Below are 16,590 nucleotides of genomic sequence, written 5' to 3'. Positions count from 1 at the left end.
CCGCTCCTACAGCAGACGCCATCACCGGGATCGCGACAAAATCAGGAATATCGGGGGATGTGCATCCGCAAGCGCTGCCGCCGGCCATGCCTGCCCGTTCGCCGATAAGCATAGCCAAGTGCGTCCATTGCGCTTCAGTCGTGGCTGACGGCACCGATCTTGTGGATCGACAGGTCGGCGCCGTAATACTCCTGCTCCTGGCTCAAGCGCAGCCCCAGGCACAGCTTGATCGCGCCATACACGGCAAAACCGCCGGCCAGCGCGACCAGCACGCCCAGGGCGCTGCCGATCAACTGACTGATCAGGCTGACCCCGCCCATGCCGCCCCAGGCGGTCTGGCCGAAGATACCGCAGGCGATCCCGCCCCAGACCCCGCACAAGCCATGCAACGGCCAGACACCCAGCACGTCGTCGATTTTCCAGCGCACCTGCGCTGCGGTAAAGCACCAGACGAACAGCGCCCCGGCGATGATGCCGGTGACCAGCGCACCCACCGGATGCATCAGGTCGGAGCCGGCGCATACCGCCACCAGCCCGGCCAGCGGGCCATTGTGCAGAAAGCCCGGGTCATTGCGCCCCACAAGCAGCGCCGCAACGGTGCCCCCGACCATGGCCATCAACGAATTGACCGCCACCAGTCCGCTGACCCCATCGAGGGTCTGGGCGCTCATGACGTTGAACCCGAACCAGCCAACGATGAGGATCCAGGAGCCGAGCGCGAGAAACGGAATACTCGACGGCGGATAAGCCACCAACTTGCCGTCGCGATAACGGCCGTTACGTGCGCCCAGCAGCGTCACTGCCGCCAGCGCCAGCCAGCCACCCATGGCGTGCACTACCACCGATCCTGCGAAGTCATGAAAGCGTGCGCCAAAGGTGTTCAGCAGCCAGGCCTGCAACCCGAAGTTGCCGTTCCACACCATGCCCTCGAAGAACGGATAGACAAACGCCACGATCAGCACCGTCGCGCACAGTTGCGGGGCGAAGCGTGCGCGCTCGGCGATGCCGCCGGAAATAATGGCCGGGATCGCGGCGGCAAAGGTCAGCAGAAAGAAAAACTTCACCAGCCCATATCCATGATCGGCAGCGATCACCGCTGCTGGCTGGAGAAAACTGACCCCGTAGGAAATCCAGTAACCGACGAAAAAGTACGCCAGGGTCGAGACGGCGAAATCGCTGAGGATTTTCGATAACGCATTGACCTGGTTTTTCTGCCGGACCGTGCCGACCTCCAGGAAAGCGAAACCGGCGTGCATGGCCAGGACCATGACTGCGCCGATCAGAATAAACAGGGTATTGGAGCTATGGACCAGGGTGTCCACCGCGCTTTGCACATTTTCCATCGAGAGGCAGGCCTGCAAGTCATGAAAAGCACCAAAGCAAGACAAGACTTCAGCCCGTTCGCAAAAACAGCACCATCGAGGCGCAAAGCGAAACCGCCGCGACCTGTTTTGGCGCACGACGATAGGCAGAAATATTGAAAGCCGGGGCGCAGTTCTCGGTTTTATGGTTTGGGATCAAGGTCTGGGCTTATCGGCCGACCTTCGCGCTCTGCATTGGAGCGCTACACCTCCCTGGCGCACCATCACAAAGCAAAAGCTGTACCAGGCCGACCGCACACACTTTGCAGCAATTGGAATGAACCTTCGGTAATGAGCCATACTCGAAAAACCAATTGCCACTTAGACGGAGAACACCAATGGCTCGCCCAACCGCAGAGAAAGCCCAGGATATTTTGATGGCAGACTTCCAGACACTGGTTGCCGACACGGAAAAGCTACTGGCACACACGGCATCTCTGGCCGGTGAACAAGCTGACGAGCTGCGCGGTCAGATCAACGAAAGCCTGGTGCGCGCCCGCGAGACCCTTTCGCTGGCAGAAGAAACCCTGCGTGAACGCGGCAAGGAGGCGGTGGTTGCAACGGAAGAATACGTTCAGAACAACCCGTGGCAGTCGGTGGGTATTGCAGCTGGCGTTGGCTTCCTGCTGGGCTTGCTGGCAACAAGGCGCTGATCGATATGACGTCGGGAACAGGTCCATCCGAGACCGATAACAGCTCTTCGCCGCGTCGCCTGGGAGCCGCATTTCTGGGTCTGTTGCACAGCCATGTCGAATTGTTCGGCATCGAGCTGCAGGAACAGAAAGCGCGGACCGTCAGCCTGTTGCTGTTCGCCGGGCTGGCGCTGGTGTTTGCGCTGCTGCTTCTGATCGGGCTTTCCGCGCTGCTGCTGGTACTGGTGTGGGACAGCTATCGCCTCACCGGGATCATCGGCCTGTGTGGGTTCTACACCTTGGCGGCGTTGTTTTGCGCACTGCGTCTGAAGGCCGCGATCTTCGACGAGTCCTCCCCCTTCCATTCAACGCTGGAAGAACTGGCCAACGACCGCGAGCGACTGATGCCATGAGTACCCCTGATTCGCCCCAGACCCATAATCGTCGCGAACTGCGCAAGGCGCTGATCCGTCTGCGCATGGAGATGCACCGCCAGGAGATTCGTCACGAGTCAGCGCAGCTGATGCGCCCGCTGCACCGCATGCGCGGGATGGCCCATGACCTGCCCGGTTCGCTGGGGATCAAGCACGCGCCGTTGTGGGGTGTCGGCGCTGTTTCTCTGCTGGGTTTCCTCACCGGTAAAGGCGCTCGCAGCAAACGCACCGGCAATATCGGCCGACTGATCAAACTCAGCGCCAGCGTCTTGCCGCTGATCAGACTGGTCATGCAAGGGGCGTCCCGCCGGCCCTGAGATGGCCATTTGGCTGCATTCTTGCAACAAACCTGCGCCGTGCCTTTTTCCAATGGTTCACATTGGTCCAGGGCGCGGCGTTTGCGTTTGATAATCATGCCAATAACCAATTGAGGAGGCCATGTGATCGATGGGCAACCGCTAGCTTGTTTTCAGCCGTTCATCGATACCGCCACGGGGCGTATTGCCGGAGTAGAAGCGCTGGGACGTCTGCGTCAGGAAGATGGTCGACTGCAGTCGGTCGGGCCGCTGTTTGCCGACCCCAGGAGACCGGCTGCCGAACTGCGCCGCCTGGATCGACTGATCCGCGACGATGCTCTGGGACGCCTGCATGAGGCCCCCGCCGACTGGTTCCTGAGCCTGAATATTTCTCCACGCTGGATCAGCCGCCTCAGGCCGGGCCAGCCGCTGCCCAGCCTCAAGCAATTACAGGAACACGGAATTGCCCCGCAGCGGATCGTCTTCGAGATCACGGAACTGGGCGGCGACAGCCAGCGCCTGAGCGATGTCGTGGCGCGTTATCGGCAGGCCGGCGCGCGAATTGCGATCGACGATTTTGGCGCCGGTTATTCGCAACTGGACCGGGTCCTGGCGCTGCAACCGGACATCCTCAAGCTCGATATGCGCCTGTTCCAGGCAGCTGCCCGTGGAGGGCCGAGCAGCGATGTGGTCAAGGCCCTGGCACAGATGGCTGAAAAGACCGGCTGCTGGATCATTGCCGAGGGCGTGGAAACCGAAGCAGAGCTGGATTTCGCGCTCGAATGTGGTTCGCGCTACGTTCAGGGCTTCCTCTTTGCCCAGGCGGAACGAGATTTTTTCGCCGCCAACGCGTTCGTCGAGCGCTTTGCCAGGCTGCGTGATCGCTACGTAATGCAGAAGGTCGACGAGCGTGAGCGGCTGATGAACCTGCGCAAGCGCCTGAGCCAACTCATGCTTGGCCTGCAGACCTGGGCCGAAAGCAATGCGCCGCTGAGCGATCTGCCGAAAGTGCAGGACTACCCCTGGCTGCTGCGCTTCTACCAATGCGATCGACATGGCACGCAGCTCACGCCCAACCTTGAATGGCGCAATGGGGAATGGATCGCCGACACCCGCTACCTGGGTCACAACTGGTCGTGGCGCCCGTACTTCTATCACTTGCTCGCCGAGGGCTGGCATGAGCGTCGTCTGACGCTGTCCAACACCTACCGCGATGCCACCAGCAATCAGTATTGCCTGACGGCGGGGCAGTTCTTCGACAACGGCCAGCGGCTGCTGTTGATCGACGTCGATGCCGTCGGTTTTTGATTCACTCGCCCGACCATCTTGTGCTTGCAGCCCGGTTGACGAACCGGGAAGCTAGTCCGGTAATCACCCGATGGAGTACCGGCCTTGGATTGGCAAACCCTGCTTACCCGCGAGCGCCTTGGCAAGACCCTGCACAGCCCTGAAGAGCTGGGCCGCAGCCCTTTTCACAAGGACCACGACCGAATCATTTTCTCAGGGGCATTCCGGCGCCTGGGACGCAAGACCCAGGTCCACCCGGTGACCAGCAACGATCATATTCATACCCGCCTGACCCACTCGCTGGAAGTCAGCTGCGTAGGCCGCTCGCTGGGCATGCGTGTCGGCGAGACCTTGCGCAGCGCCCTGCCCGACTGGTGCGACCCGGCGGATCTGGGCATGGTCGTGCAATCGGCCTGCCTGGCGCACGACATCGGCAATCCGCCGTTCGGGCATTCCGGCGAAGACGCCATCCGCAACTGGTTCAAGCAGGCCGCAGGGCGTGGCTGGCTCGACGGCATGAGCGAGGTCGAGCGCAACGACTTCCTCAATTTCGAAGGCAACGCTCAGGGGTTTCGCGTCCTGACCCAGCTGGAATATCACCAGTTCGAAGGCGGTACCCGGCTGACCTATGCGACCCTTGGCACCTATCTCAAGTACCCGTGGACAGCTCGGCATGCCGACTCCCTGGGCTACAAGAAACACAAGTTCGGCTGCTACCAGAGCGAGCTGCCGATCCTTGAGCAGATCGCCCAGAAACTCGGGCTGCCACAACTGGAGGAACAGCGTTGGGCCCGGCATCCATTGGTGTACCTGATGGAAGCGGCCGATGACATCTGTTACGCGCTGATCGACCTTGAGGACGGGCTGGAGATGGATCTGCTCAGCTATCCGGAGGTCGAATCCCTGCTGCTGGGGCTGGTGGGCGATGACTTGCCTGAGACCTATCGCCAACTGGGGCCAGGCGACTCACGACGACGCAAACTGGCCATCCTGCGCGGCAAGGCCATCGAACACCTGACCAATGCCGCCGCCCGCGCTTTCGTCGAACAACAGGACGCCTTGCTGGCCGGCACGCTACAGGGGGATCTGGTCGAACACATGCACGGCCCGGCCAAGCGCTGCGTGCTGAACGCCAAGGACATGGCGCGCAAGAAGATCTTCCAGGACAAACGCAAGACCCTCCACGAGATTGGCGCCTACACCACCCTGGAGATCCTCTTGAACGCCTTCTGCGGGGCGGCTCTGGAGCAGTTCGGCGGCCACACCCCCTCGTTCAAGAGCCGCCGCATCCTCGACCTGCTGGGCAATAACGCACCCGATCCGCAATGGCCGCTGCATACCTCGTTTCTGCGCGTCATCGATTTCATTGCCGGCATGACCGACAGCTATGCCAGCGAGATGGCTCGGGAAATGACGGGGCACTCAAGCCCGGTGTAGAGGCGTCAGTCCCAGGCAAAAGCCCGAAATCCGTCAGGAGCTCGGGCTTTTCTTTTCATGCATTCCGGAAAAGAAAACCGGAGCTTCAGAAACGTCCTACCCGCTATCCAGAAATAACCTATCGCCGCCCTCCTACCTCTACCGAATAATCCGCCAGCTCGACAACACTCACCAGCCCGCATCCTCACCAGCCTGCAACGTCTTGCCCACACAGGCTCGAGGCGCGCACGACGCGCTGCCGATGGCCCATCCGCCCCTCATCGCCCAATCTGGAAACCTCGATGTTCAGACAAAAGCTTCGCATCCTGCTGGTAGAGGATCACCCGTTCCAACTCATCGCCGTGCAGATCCTGCTCAATAACCACGGCCTCTATCTGCTGACGCCGGCAATGACCGCGGCGGAGGCCATCAGCGCCCTTGAGCGCAGCGCCGAGCCCTATGACCTGCTGCTGTGCGATCAGCGTCTGCCGGATATGGGCGGTGTCGAACTGATCGAACTGGCAAGCCAGCGCGGGTTGATCCGCCAGGCTGTGCTGTTCAGCGGCCTGGACACGGCCCAATTGCTCGACATCGAGCGCCGGGCCCGACATAGAGGGCTTCCATTACTCGGTTGCCTGAACAAGCCCCTGAACACCCTGGAGCTTTTGCGCCTGGTCACGCCGAACGAGTGAACTCTGATATCCGACCCCTACTCTGACTTGTCGGCGAACAAATAACGAGGGCGTTTCACCGCCCGGTTATCACACTCGCAACTCGCTCGGCCGCATGGAAAAACTTCAAAGGTTTAACTACGTAGCCTGAACCTTACTCAACCGTAGGACTATTCCCATTCGAAATAAACGCCTTCCTCTTGATAACTTTTCTCACAGCGGCGAGCCTCGACTTTTTTAAACATTTATGAACTTCCTGGGCATTGACGTACGTCAATACGCTAATTTTTGTAGGATTTTTCCTATATATGGCCGCGAGCCCCTTCTGTTCATGCGCGCCTTCGAGCATCTGAGATAAGGTGCGCGCTTTCTTCGCAGCCTGTTATGGATTGAATTATGAACTCAGTTTTTATCATCGACGATCATCCGGTCATTCGCCTGGCCATCCGAATGCTGCTGGAAAATGAAAATTACGAGATCGTCGGTGAGACCGATAACGGTGTGGATGCGATGCAAATGGTGCGCGAATGCATGCCGGACCTGATCATCCTCGACATCAGCATCCCCAAGCTTGACGGGCTCGAAGTCCTGGCCCGCTTCAACGCGATGAATCTGCCCTCCAAGATTCTGGTGCTGACGGCGCAGGCGCCGAGCCTGTTTGCCATTCGTTGCATGCAGTCGGGTGCGGCCGGATATGTGTGCAAGCAGGAAGACCTCAGCGAACTTGTCAGCTCGGTCAAAGCAGTATTATCCGGCTACAATTATTTCCCGAGCCAGGCCCTCGGAGCACCCAGCGGACAAGACGGCGACCCGAACGAACTCGAGCGCTTCAAACTGGTCAATGATCGGGAACTGATGGTATTGCAATTATTTGCTCAAGGGCGAACAAACAAGGAAATCGCCAAGGGCATGTTTCTCAGCAACAAGACCGTGAGCACTTACAAGACTCGCTTAATGCAGAAACTGAAAGCCAAGACTCTGGTAGAACTTATCGAGATGGCAAAACGCAATTCGTTAGTGTGAGAGATAGGATGTCGAAGGCGTTAAGGGACTATTGGATAGCCGCCGTACTTGTTTGCCTGAGTAGCACCGTGCGGGCCGAGTCGCCGGCGGCCGAGCGTTACAACCTGCTCAGCCGCTCCAATCCGGCGCATATGGACGTGACCCTGGACCGCAGTCAATGGCAGTGGGTACGCAACCGGCGCGAGCTGATTCTGGGGACGTCCGCCCCGGACTATCCCCCTTTCGACATGACCCTCACCGGTCATGACTACGAAGGCTTCACCGCCGACTATGCCGGCATGCTGGCGCGGGCGCTGGATCTGCCGATCAGGGTCCTGCGCTATGAAACCCGAAGCCAGGCCATAGACGCGCTGATCAGAGGTGACATCGACCTGCTGGGCAGTGCCAACGGCTACGAAGCAGCCGCTCAGAACCTCAAGCTCTCGGCGCCCTATGCGATCGATCAGCCGGTGCTGGTGACACGTGTGGGGGAACCGCGCCTGGTGACCGACGGCCTCGACGACCTGCGCCTGAGCATGGCCTATCACTATCTTCCCCCTGATGAAATCAGCGCGCTGTACCCCAAGGCCCGCCTGCAGACCTTCCCTTCGTTTCAGAGCGCAATCAACGCCGTGGCCTTCAATCAGGCCGACGTCTTCCTGGGCGACGCGATTTCCACCCATTACGTCATCAGCAAGGGCTACCTGAACAATGTGCAGATGGCCAACTTCGGCAAGCACGAACCAAACGGCTTCAGCTTCGCGATGCGCGCGGACAACACCGAGTTGCTCGATATCGTCAACCTGATCCTCAAGGGCATCCCGATCGAGGAACGCATCGCCATTTCCAAACGCTGGGGCGCGGGCTCGGACCTGATGCTCACGGATCAGAAACTGCAACTGACTCAACGCGAGGAACGCTGGATCGCCCAGCATCCAACGGTGCGGGTGGTGATCAACGACGCCTACGCACCGTTGACGTTTTTCGATGCCAGCGGGAATTTTCGAGGGGTCACCGCCGATCTGCTGGACCTGATCAGGTTACGCACCGGCTTGCGCTTTGAAGTCAGCCATGCACCCGGCATGGGCGACATGATGAACCGGCTTGCCCAGGGCCAGGCCGACCTGATCGGCGCGATGATCCCCAGCGACGAGCGGGAGAACCGCTTCAGCTTCAGTCGTCCGTACATGGACAATGCCTTTGTGCTGGTCACCCGCAAACAGACTTCCAGCCCCTCCAACCTCGACCAGCTGGAGGGTAAGCGCGTGGCCCTGACCCTCGGCAGCCCGGTCCTGTCGTACCTCAGACAAGCCCACCCGAGCATCTACCCGGTAGAAGTCGACAACCCGGCCCAGGCTTTGGACATGCTCGCCCACGGACGTGTGGAAGGGGCAATCACCTCACTGTTCAGCGCGAGTTATTTCCTCTCATCGCGCGCGCTGCACGACGCCTTGCAAATGCGCGTCACGGTGGGCCAGGTGCCTGCACGTATCGCCATGGCCACTTCGCGCAATGCCACGGAACTGACTGCCATCATCGACAAGGCCTTGTCGAGCATCGCCCCGGAAGATCTGGCCGTGATCAACAACCGCTGGCGCACCTACATGCCGACCGGGCGCGGTGCCTGGAAAGACTACCAGTTGCTGGTGTACCAGATCATCGTCGGTGCGGGGCTGTTGCTGCTCGGCTCACTGGCCTGGAACGCCTGGATGCGCCGTCAGATCAAGCAACGTGAACGCGCAGAGCGGGCCTTGAGCGACCAGTTCGAGTTCATGAGTGCGCTGGTCAACGGCACGCCTCACCCGATCTACGTGCGTGACTGCGACGGCTTGCTGCAGATCTGCAATGACAGCTACCTGACCGCCTTCTCCGCCCGGCGCGAGGACGTGATCGGCAAGAGCATTCTCGACAGTGCGCTGAGCGACCCGCAGGAGGCACGGCAGTACGTCGACGATTACCGGGAGGTGATGGCCAGCGACACGCCGCTGATCCTCGACCGCTCGCTGCGTATCGGCGACCAGTCCCTGACCATCTATCACTGGATCCTGCCGTTTCGCGATTCGCTGGGCCAGGTCCAAGGCATCATTGGTGGCTGGATCGACATCAGTGACCGGCGCCAGTTGATCGAAGACCTGCAGTCGGCCAAACAACAGGCCGACGACGCCAACCGCGCCAAGAGCACCTTCCTGGCCACCATGAGCCACGAAATCCGGACCCCGATGAACGCCGTGATCGGCATGCTCGAACTGGCCCTCAAGCGCGCGGATCAGGGCCAGCTCGATCGTCCGGCCATCGAGGTGGCGTACAGCTCTGCCAAGGATCTGCTCGAACTGATCGGCGATATTCTCGACATCGCCCGAATCGAATCGGGGCGGCTGGCCCTGAGTCCGGAGCGGGCCAACCTGCGTCAACTGGTGGAGTCGGTGGTCAGGGTGTTCGACGGCCTTGCCCGGCAAAAGAGTCTGGCCTTGCAACTGGAGCTGGACAGCCGGATCAACATCGACGTGTTGATCGACCCGCTGCGGTTCAAACAGATCCTCTCCAACCTGATCAGCAACGCCATCAAGTTCACTCAGCAAGGACAGGTGCGTATCAGCCTGCAAGCCGAGGATTCGGCCAATGAGCAGCAGATCAGGCTGCAAGTGGTGATTCAGGACAGCGGGATTGGCATCACCGAGGACGACCAGGCGCGCCTGTTTGCGCCATTCGCCCAGGCCGACAACAGCGGACAGCTGGCCCGGACCGGCGCCGGCCTGGGCCTGGTGATCTGCCGTAGCCTGTGCGAGATGATGGGCGGGACGCTGACCCTGGACAGCCAGCCTGGTGAAGGCACTCGAGTGCAAATGCTGTTCGAGCTGACGTCCCTGGACCCCGTGGCCAACCTTCCGGCGCCTCGTGACGCCGCTGATCAGCACACGGCGACCCTGGATATCCTGGTCGTCGACGACCATCCGGCCAACCGCTTGCTCTTGTGCCAGCAACTGGAATTCCTGGGGCATCGATGCGTCGTTGCCGAACAGGGTGCCCAGGGTCTTGAGCACTGGTTGGCGGGTCACTTCGATCTGGTGATCGTCGATTGCAACATGCCCGTGATGAATGGCTACAACCTGACCCGGGCCATACGCGCCCATGAGGGCGAGCACGCACAACAGCCCTGCACCGTGCTGGGGTTCACCGCCAACGCCCAGCCCGAAGAAAAACAGCGCTGTCGCGAGGCGGGGATGGATGATTGTCTGTTCAAGCCGATCAGCCTGACGGCACTCAATGACAAGCTTTCGCGCATCGGCACTCGGCAACACCGCGCAGCTCAGCCCAAGGACAGCGCTCTTTTCGACATGGGCAGCATCGTGACCCTGACCGGGAACCGTCCGGAAATGATCCAGCAACTGATCGGCCAGTTGATCAACAGCAGCCGGGACGATGCCAGGGAGCTGGCGCAGACGAGCGCACGGGGAAACCGACAGGACATTCTCGACATCGCCCACAAGATCAAGGGCGCGGCACGGATCATCAGCGCCAGCGAAGTCATCGGCCTGTGCGAGCTGCTCGAACAGGCCTGTGAGGAGGATGCCCCGGCCACGGTGACGGTCGGCTATGCGCAGGCACTGCAAGCGGCCATGGCCGCGCTGGAGCAGAAGCTGCTGCGCCACCGGCAACCGCCGGTGTAGCTTCTGCCAAACCCGCTTATCAATGCTCAGAAACAAAAAAGGGAAGCGGGCTCAATGCGCGCTTCCCTTCTTGCAACTCGACGGCACTCAGGCAGTCGGGTTGATTGCCTTTTCCGGGTACCAGGCGTCCATCAGCGGGCTGACTTCAGCCTTGATCACTTCATCACGCGCCTTCAACCAGCTTTCGACGGTTGCGCGCTGCTCTTCGGTGACCGAACCACGTTTGACGGAGCAGACCAGACCGTAGTCATCGCCGCCGACGTAGTCCAGGCCATTGGCATCCATAGCGTCGGTCAGGAAAGCGTCGAGGAAAGCGTCGATCGCCGCGTCGTCCAGGTCTTCCTTGAACTCCAGGTTCAGTTCGAAGCCCAGCTCCTGGAATTCATCCACGCAGAGCTTTTTGCGCAGACGGCGGGAACGGTTAGTCGCCATGAAAACAATCCTCAAAAGTAAATATCGGCCGGCACTCTACCAGCTTGGGCGCCCAAAAGCCCGAAAACCGCGCAGCCGTCCGGCGACGGTGTACAGAAAAATGCGGTTTATGGGGCCAATCGGAGAAAATTTGCAAAAAATAGCGCTGTTTGACGGCCGTCCCCCGGCGCAAGTCACGAAAGCTTGGGGCATAATGCCGCTTTGGCAAAAGGCCTGGTTTGTCAGCCCGCAGGCGAAATTTTTGGGCTGTTTTCACGTCGTGAGGGAATCCATCCCCTCTCTGTTCCCCCTCTTTTTGCAGTAGGGTTTTATTGAATGATCAAGTCTTTGCGTCCGCTGTTTTTTGCCACCCTGCTATTGCCGATCTCATTGTCTGTTGCCGCAGCACCCATCAACACCGCCTTGCCTCCCAAGATCCAGGAAGCCATCAAGGCCAGTAAGCTGGATAACAATGCCCTGTCTCTGGTCATGCTGCCGGTGACCGGTCCCGGTACACCCACGGTCTTCAACGCTGACGTTTCGGTCAACCCCGCCTCCACCATGAAGCTGGTCACCACTTACGCGGCCCTGGAAATGCTCGGCCCGACCCACCAGTGGAAAACCGAGTTCTACACCGACGGCACCCTGAGCAACGGCGTGTTGCGCGGCAACCTGTACCTCAAGGGTGGCGGCGACCCGAAGCTGAACATGGAGAAGCTCTGGCTGCTGATGCGCGATCTGCGGGCCAACGGCGTGCAGCAGGTCACCGGCGATCTGGTGCTCGACCGCAGCCATTTCATCCAGCCGCAGCTGCCGGTGTTCGACGATGATGGCAACGACAAGAACAAGCCGTTCCTGGTTCGTCCCGACTCATTGATGGTCAACCTCAAGGCCCTGCGCTTCGTGACCCGCAATGACGGCGGCAAGATTCTGGTTTCCGTAGAACCACCGATTGCCGCGATTCACATCAACAATCAGGTCAAGGCGCTGTCGTCGAACAAATGCACGGGCGATGTGCTGTACAACCCTGTTCCCGAAGCCGACGGCGGCATCACCGTGACCGTATCCGGGCAATTGGGTGATGGCTGCAACTCGCAGACCTATCTGTCACTGCTCGATCACCCGACCTACACCGCTGGCGCCGTGCGCGCCATCTGGCAGGAACTGGGCGGCACCATTCTGGGCAAGGACCGGCTGGATGTGGTACCGGGCAGCGCCAAGCTGCTGGCCAAGGCCTACTCGCCGGATCTTGCGGAAATCATTCGCGACATCAACAAATTCAGTAACAACACCATGGCTCAGCAACTGTTCCTGAGCCTGGGCTCGGAATTTCGCAACGAAGCCGATGGCGACGATGCCAAGGCGGCGCAACGGGTGATCCGTCAGTGGCTGGCGAAAAAAGGCATCACCGCGCCGCACCTGGTCATGGAAAACGGCTCGGGCCTGTCCCGCGCTGAACGCGTCAGTGCCCGGGAGATGGCGCAGATGCTCCAGGCAGCATGGAACAGCCCGTACCAGGCCGAGTTCATGAGCTCGTTGCCGCTGGCGGGCATGGACGGCACCATGCGCAAGCGCCTCAAGCGCACAGCCTTGCGCGGCGAAGCCCACATCAAGACCGGCACCCTGAACACCGTGCGCGCCATCGCCGGTTTCAGCCGCGACAGCAATGGCAACACCTGGGTGGTGGTTGCGATCCTCAACGACCCTCGCCCATGGGGCGCCTCCTCGATCCTCGATGAAGTGCTGGTGAACATGTACAACCAGCCGAAGCTGGCCAACACCACCGTTTCATTGCAGCCATAGCTATCGCGGCACTTGCGCGCTGTCGCCTATCGCGGCACGCGCAGTTGACCTGCAGACAGCCTCTGCGTCAGTGCGGCAAATGCCCTGCCTCCGTCTTCGCTATACCCTGCCCCCTGCCTTGCGCGACCTGCATTTCTGACAGACTCGTCATCATCGTCGGTCGCGGACGGCGCTATGCTGTGGACTCGAAACGACCCCAGAGGACAGCGACCGCCATGAACAAGACAACAGGCAAGCGACTGCGCAACACCTTGCTGATTTCCAGCCTGCTCGCTTCGGCGTTGATGCTCGCCGGGCCGTCACAGGCCGACGATGTCAAGCCAACCCGGGTGCGCGGCGCGATCACGGCAGTCGAAGGCGATCTGCTTAAGGTCCACAGCAATCGCGGTGAAGACCTGCAGATCAACCTGACCAAGGACACCCAGGTGCGCGGCGTGACCCTGGCGCAGGTGTCCGAAATAAAGCCGGGAAGCTACATCGGCTCGGCCGCTGTTGCGCAGCCTGACGGCACGCTCAAGGCGCTGGAGGTCCACGTGTTCCCGCCGCAGATGGCTGGCACTGGCGACGGGCATCGCGCTTTCGATCTGGGCAAGGACAGCACCATGACCAACGGTTCAGTGGGTGACCTGGTGACGAGCAACGGCCGCACCATCACCGTGAACTACAAGGGCGGGCAGAAGAAAATCCTGATCCCCGATGACGTCCCTATCGTCAATCTGGTGCCGGGCGATCGCAGCCTGCTCCAGCCCGGGGTCAAAGTCGTGCTACAGGCGCAGAAAGCCGCAGACGGCAGCCTCAGCGCGCAGTCGATTTCTGCTGGGGAAAATGGCCTGACACCGCCGATGTGAGCGGCGCGCCATCTGACGCGCCCGCCACTGGGGTGCCATGCAAACCTACAGGCAGGTAGCCAATACCGCGCCACGCCGGTCGACGGCCTTGGCGCCTGGTTTGGCGTAGAAGTTGATGGTGGTGGCAGCGCCCTTGCCCAGGACGTCGGCAAAATACTCGCCTTCGGTGGTGTAGACGGTCAGCTCACCTGCACTGCCCTTGTCCATGAACACGTCGGCGACATCACCGAACAGCTGCGTATTGGCCCAGGTCACCTTGATGCATTCGGCAACCGCAGCGGCGGGCTTTTGGCTGGCGTAAACCTGCGCAGGCCCCGCTGAGCGCGTCTGGTTCAAACTCATGCAACCCGCCAGCATCGCCAGCGCTACAGCTCCCGCCCAGTGTTTCATGACAGTCCTTTCAATCAAAAAGGAGCGATATTAACAGCAAGGCCAAGCAAGCCCTATTCCGGCGATGCTGTGCGCACAGCACAGGGCAAGACCGGGGCCTGGGCCTCACCCGCTGCCAGAGGCCGGTCAGTCATCGAGCGCAGCCGGCGGCGCTGCAGGCGCGGCCTTGCCCGGCTTGCCTGGTTTGCCGGGTTTACCTCCCTGCGCCGCAGATTTGGGTTCTGCGGCAGGCGCGACGGGTGCAGGGGCCGCTGCTTCCTTCTCGGCCATGGGCATCTGATCGATGGTGTTGAAAATTTCCTTGAGCTCGATAGGTCCGTTGTGAGTCAGTTTCTTGTCGCCATCCTTGCCCACCAGGATCACCTGCGCCTGACCACTGGCCTGCGCCCCCAACGCCAGCCCGCGGATCAGGGCCATGGTGGACTGCGGGTCCATATCCTTGTCTTCCCGCTTACCGATCATGTTCACAATGGTGTACAGCACCATGTTGCGTTTGGCGAAAGCGTCCAGGTTGGCCGGATCCTTGAGGCTAGCCTTGAGAGCGACCAGCGTCGGATCCACCGAGCTTGGCGCAATGATGATCAGCGGACGAGTCCTGCCACGCTCCTGCGCCAGCGGGGTATCGCTGTCAGCTGCCAGCAGGGGGCTGGAAACAGCAAACAGAACGGCAAGGGCCAGTGACCGACTTAACATACGCACCTCCTTTCGATATTCATGCACTGATGATCGTGCATCGTGGCAAAAGGTCCAGGCGATAGCTTGAAAAATCAGGATTTTTTTCTCGCCCGGGCCTGACGACCGAACGGGCAGGCGCGTGACGACAGCGTGAGAGTGGCGCCGCTGCTGCACAAGGCGTGACCGGCAGTAAATCGCGGACGACAAAAAAGGGCGAATCTTTCGATTCGCCCTTTCGGTACCGCCCAGCAGAGCGGATTTTGTTTGGTAGGCGCGATTGGACTCGAACCAACGACCCCCACCATGTCAAGGTGGTGCTCTAACCAACTGAGCTACGTGCCTGCTGTGGGTCGGCATTTTACGGATATTCAACTATGTGTCAACGTCTTTTTTGCGCACTAAGCCTATGAATATGCGAATTTTTTGCAGCCCCGGCCAAGTGTCGCCACGACACCGTTGCAAGCGACCTGGCCAGCCCCGATGTTTTCGCTGCCTATACTGGAAAGACCGCTGGCCAGGGTATCCGGCAGCAGCGGACCGATCAGCCGACACCCCCAAGGCACCGGCACCATGAACGTGCGCGCCCTGATCATTGCTCTGATGGTGACACTGGCGAGCTGCGCGTCCGCCTCCAAACCTGTGCCTGCTGCGGTGCAGGTATCACCCACCACCTGGCATCAGGTGGATCAGGAGATCCTCGCCGCATCGAAGTCGGCCACCACGCCGGCCCGGCGCTACGCCACGCAAACCATGGACAGCTGGATGGACAGCGTCTACCAGCGCACCGAATCGGATTTCATTCCGTGGTTCACCGGCTACTGGACCCAGCAATGGCTGACACTCAAGGTCAGCTGGTACAAGGTCAGCAGTCAAAAACCGGCCCAGACGCCAGCGCAGCGCCTGGATGGCTATCTGCAAGAGCAATACCGCGAGCGGGTGCTTGTCCCGGTGTCCCGTCAGATCGACCCTGAAGCGGTGATGGTTCAGGCGACGGCCTATTACATTCAGCTGCTCGACCAGCAACTGCCGCCCATCGCCCAACGCTACAACATTGCGGCCGAGCAGTTTGACGCCCACCTCAATGCGATCCCGGCCATCTCCCTGGCAGCGCCACCGAACGGCAGCGCGACGCTGTACCAACTGATCCATGCCGAACCGTTGGCGAAGATGCCCGCCTACGTCGCCCTCATCGAGCAGATTCACAAAGCTGCCACCGGACCCGATGCCGGCAGACCCGACGCCGGTATTTCTTCGGTGGCCATCCACTCCAGTGAAAAGCTCGAAGCCAGCCTTGCCCCGCGCGGCGCAGCCAGCGCGATTGCCGCCGCCGTCGGGCGAGTGGCCGGGCTGATGATCTCGGTCGGCATGGCTGGATTCGGCGCGATCACCCATCAGCACGAACGCGCCGAAATGGAACAACAACTGCGAAGCAGCCTTTCATCTGCGCTCAATGACAAAAAACGCAGCTTGATCGACAACCCGGATTTCGGTGTCCTGGCCGGGGTGTATGCCATCGCCGGACAAATCGAAGGCAGCCTGGGCGATGCTCCACTGCTGCCGTCATCGCTCGACAGCGCCGAGGCGCAATGAACCGCGCTTGTGCAAGCGAAGCCGCGCAGCCGCAACGCACATCGACACAGCCGCTCGTCGCCATCGCGGCACTATGTGCGAGGTCGGGCAGCCCAACATCAAGTTA

16 protein-coding genes and 1 tRNA gene are annotated in these 16,590 nt (G+C 60.6%); 12 read left to right on the top strand and 5 right to left on the bottom strand.

Annotation, left to right across the window (positions count from 1 at the left end):
• Nucleotides 1-134: 134 nt before the first annotated feature.
• Nucleotides 135-1,343 (bottom strand): ammonium transporter, encoded by a 1,209-nt coding sequence (locus ACI2KS_RS08980; RefSeq protein ID WP_404619190.1) that lies wholly within the window; start codon nt 1,341-1,343, stop codon nt 135-137.
• Nucleotides 1,344-1,699: 356 nt separating this feature from the next.
• Between ACI2KS_RS08980 and ACI2KS_RS08975 the strand changes: the two genes are divergently transcribed.
• The 8 genes from ACI2KS_RS08975 to ACI2KS_RS08940 all read left to right on the top strand — a co-directional run bounded on the left by ACI2KS_RS08975 (nt 1,700) and on the right by ACI2KS_RS08940 (nt 10,767).
• The gene (locus tag ACI2KS_RS08975) at nt 1,700-2,014 is read left to right on the top strand and encodes a YqjD family protein (protein WP_404619188.1); all 315 of its coding nucleotides are present in this window, start codon (nt 1,700-1,702) and stop codon (nt 2,012-2,014) included.
• Nucleotides 2,015-2,019: 5 nt separating this feature from the next.
• Nucleotides 2,020-2,406, top strand: a complete 387-nt coding sequence (locus ACI2KS_RS08970; protein WP_404619186.1) for a phage holin family protein — start codon at nt 2,020-2,022, stop codon at nt 2,404-2,406.
• Nucleotides 2,403-2,744 carry a hypothetical protein gene (locus tag ACI2KS_RS08965; RefSeq protein ID WP_404619184.1) on the top strand — a complete coding sequence of 114 codons (342 nt, stop codon included), beginning with the start codon at nt 2,403-2,405 and terminating at the stop codon, nt 2,742-2,744. Before ACI2KS_RS08970 ends, ACI2KS_RS08965 begins: the two co-directional genes overlap by 4 nt.
• Nucleotides 2,745-2,867: 123 nt before the next feature.
• The gene (locus ACI2KS_RS08960) at nt 2,868-4,031 is read left to right on the top strand and encodes an EAL domain-containing protein (protein WP_404619182.1); all 1,164 of its coding nucleotides are present in this window, start codon (nt 2,868-2,870) and stop codon (nt 4,029-4,031) included.
• A gap of 84 nt (nt 4,032-4,115) precedes the next feature.
• The gene (locus ACI2KS_RS08955) at nt 4,116-5,447 is read left to right on the top strand and encodes a deoxyguanosinetriphosphate triphosphohydrolase (RefSeq protein ID WP_404619181.1); all 1,332 of its coding nucleotides are present in this window, start codon (nt 4,116-4,118) and stop codon (nt 5,445-5,447) included.
• A gap of 281 nt (nt 5,448-5,728) precedes the next feature.
• Complete coding sequence (locus tag ACI2KS_RS08950) at nt 5,729-6,118, top strand: response regulator (RefSeq protein WP_404619179.1); 390 nt, start codon at nt 5,729-5,731, stop codon at nt 6,116-6,118.
• A gap of 375 nt (nt 6,119-6,493) precedes the next feature.
• The gene (locus ACI2KS_RS08945; protein WP_404619177.1) at nt 6,494-7,120 is read left to right on the top strand and encodes a response regulator; all 627 of its coding nucleotides are present in this window, start codon (nt 6,494-6,496) and stop codon (nt 7,118-7,120) included.
• Between the two features lie 8 nt (nt 7,121-7,128).
• Nucleotides 7,129-10,767, top strand: coding sequence for a transporter substrate-binding domain-containing protein (locus tag ACI2KS_RS08940; protein ID WP_404619175.1), 3,639 nt, complete (start codon nt 7,129-7,131; stop codon nt 10,765-10,767).
• 87 nt (nt 10,768-10,854) lie between these two features.
• On the opposite strand, the gene ACI2KS_RS08935 is transcribed toward ACI2KS_RS08940, so the two are convergent.
• The gene (locus tag ACI2KS_RS08935; RefSeq protein WP_404619173.1) at nt 10,855-11,199 is read right to left on the bottom strand and encodes a YggL family protein; all 345 of its coding nucleotides are present in this window, start codon (nt 11,197-11,199) and stop codon (nt 10,855-10,857) included.
• On the opposite strand from ACI2KS_RS08935, the gene ACI2KS_RS08930 reads away from it, so the two are divergent.
• From ACI2KS_RS08930 to ACI2KS_RS08920, 3 genes are all read left to right on the top strand, one after another.
• Nucleotides 11,198-11,503, top strand: a complete 306-nt coding sequence (locus ACI2KS_RS08930; protein WP_404619171.1) for a hypothetical protein — start codon at nt 11,198-11,200, stop codon at nt 11,501-11,503. The genes ACI2KS_RS08935 and ACI2KS_RS08930 overlap by 2 nt on opposite strands.
• 11 nt (nt 11,504-11,514) lie before the next feature.
• Nucleotides 11,515-12,981 (top strand): D-alanyl-D-alanine carboxypeptidase/D-alanyl-D-alanine-endopeptidase, encoded by a 1,467-nt coding sequence (gene dacB, locus ACI2KS_RS08925; RefSeq protein WP_404619169.1) that lies wholly within the window; start codon nt 11,515-11,517, stop codon nt 12,979-12,981.
• Between the two features lie 284 nt (nt 12,982-13,265).
• Nucleotides 13,266-13,829 (top strand): DUF5666 domain-containing protein, encoded by a 564-nt coding sequence (locus ACI2KS_RS08920; RefSeq protein ID WP_404619504.1) that lies wholly within the window; start codon nt 13,266-13,268, stop codon nt 13,827-13,829.
• Nucleotides 13,830-13,874: 45 nt separating this feature from the next.
• Here ACI2KS_RS08920 and ACI2KS_RS08915 read toward each other — a convergent pair whose 3' ends face one another.
• The 3 genes from ACI2KS_RS08915 to ACI2KS_RS08905 form a co-directional block, all read right to left on the bottom strand.
• Nucleotides 13,875-14,219: a 2-oxoacid ferredoxin oxidoreductase gene (locus tag ACI2KS_RS08915; RefSeq protein WP_404619168.1), complete on the bottom strand. Its 345-nt coding sequence runs from the start codon at nt 14,217-14,219 to the stop codon at nt 13,875-13,877.
• A gap of 126 nt (nt 14,220-14,345) precedes the next feature.
• Nucleotides 14,346-14,912: a DUF4174 domain-containing protein gene (locus ACI2KS_RS08910; protein WP_404619166.1), complete on the bottom strand. Its 567-nt coding sequence runs from the start codon at nt 14,910-14,912 to the stop codon at nt 14,346-14,348.
• 247 nt (nt 14,913-15,159) lie between these two features.
• Nucleotides 15,160-15,236 (bottom strand) — tRNA-Val (locus ACI2KS_RS08905).
• A gap of 228 nt (nt 15,237-15,464) precedes the next feature.
• Between ACI2KS_RS08905 and ACI2KS_RS08900 the strand changes: the two genes are divergently transcribed.
• The gene (locus tag ACI2KS_RS08900) at nt 15,465-16,484 is read left to right on the top strand and encodes a hypothetical protein (RefSeq protein WP_404619164.1); all 1,020 of its coding nucleotides are present in this window, start codon (nt 15,465-15,467) and stop codon (nt 16,482-16,484) included.
• Nucleotides 16,485-16,590: the final 106 nt, after the last annotated feature.

This window comes from Pseudomonas sp. NPDC087358 (assembly GCF_044900785.1).
Lineage (GTDB): Bacteria > Pseudomonadota > Gammaproteobacteria > Pseudomonadales > Pseudomonadaceae > Aquipseudomonas.
This window is presented reverse-complemented; position numbering and strand designations above follow the sequence as displayed.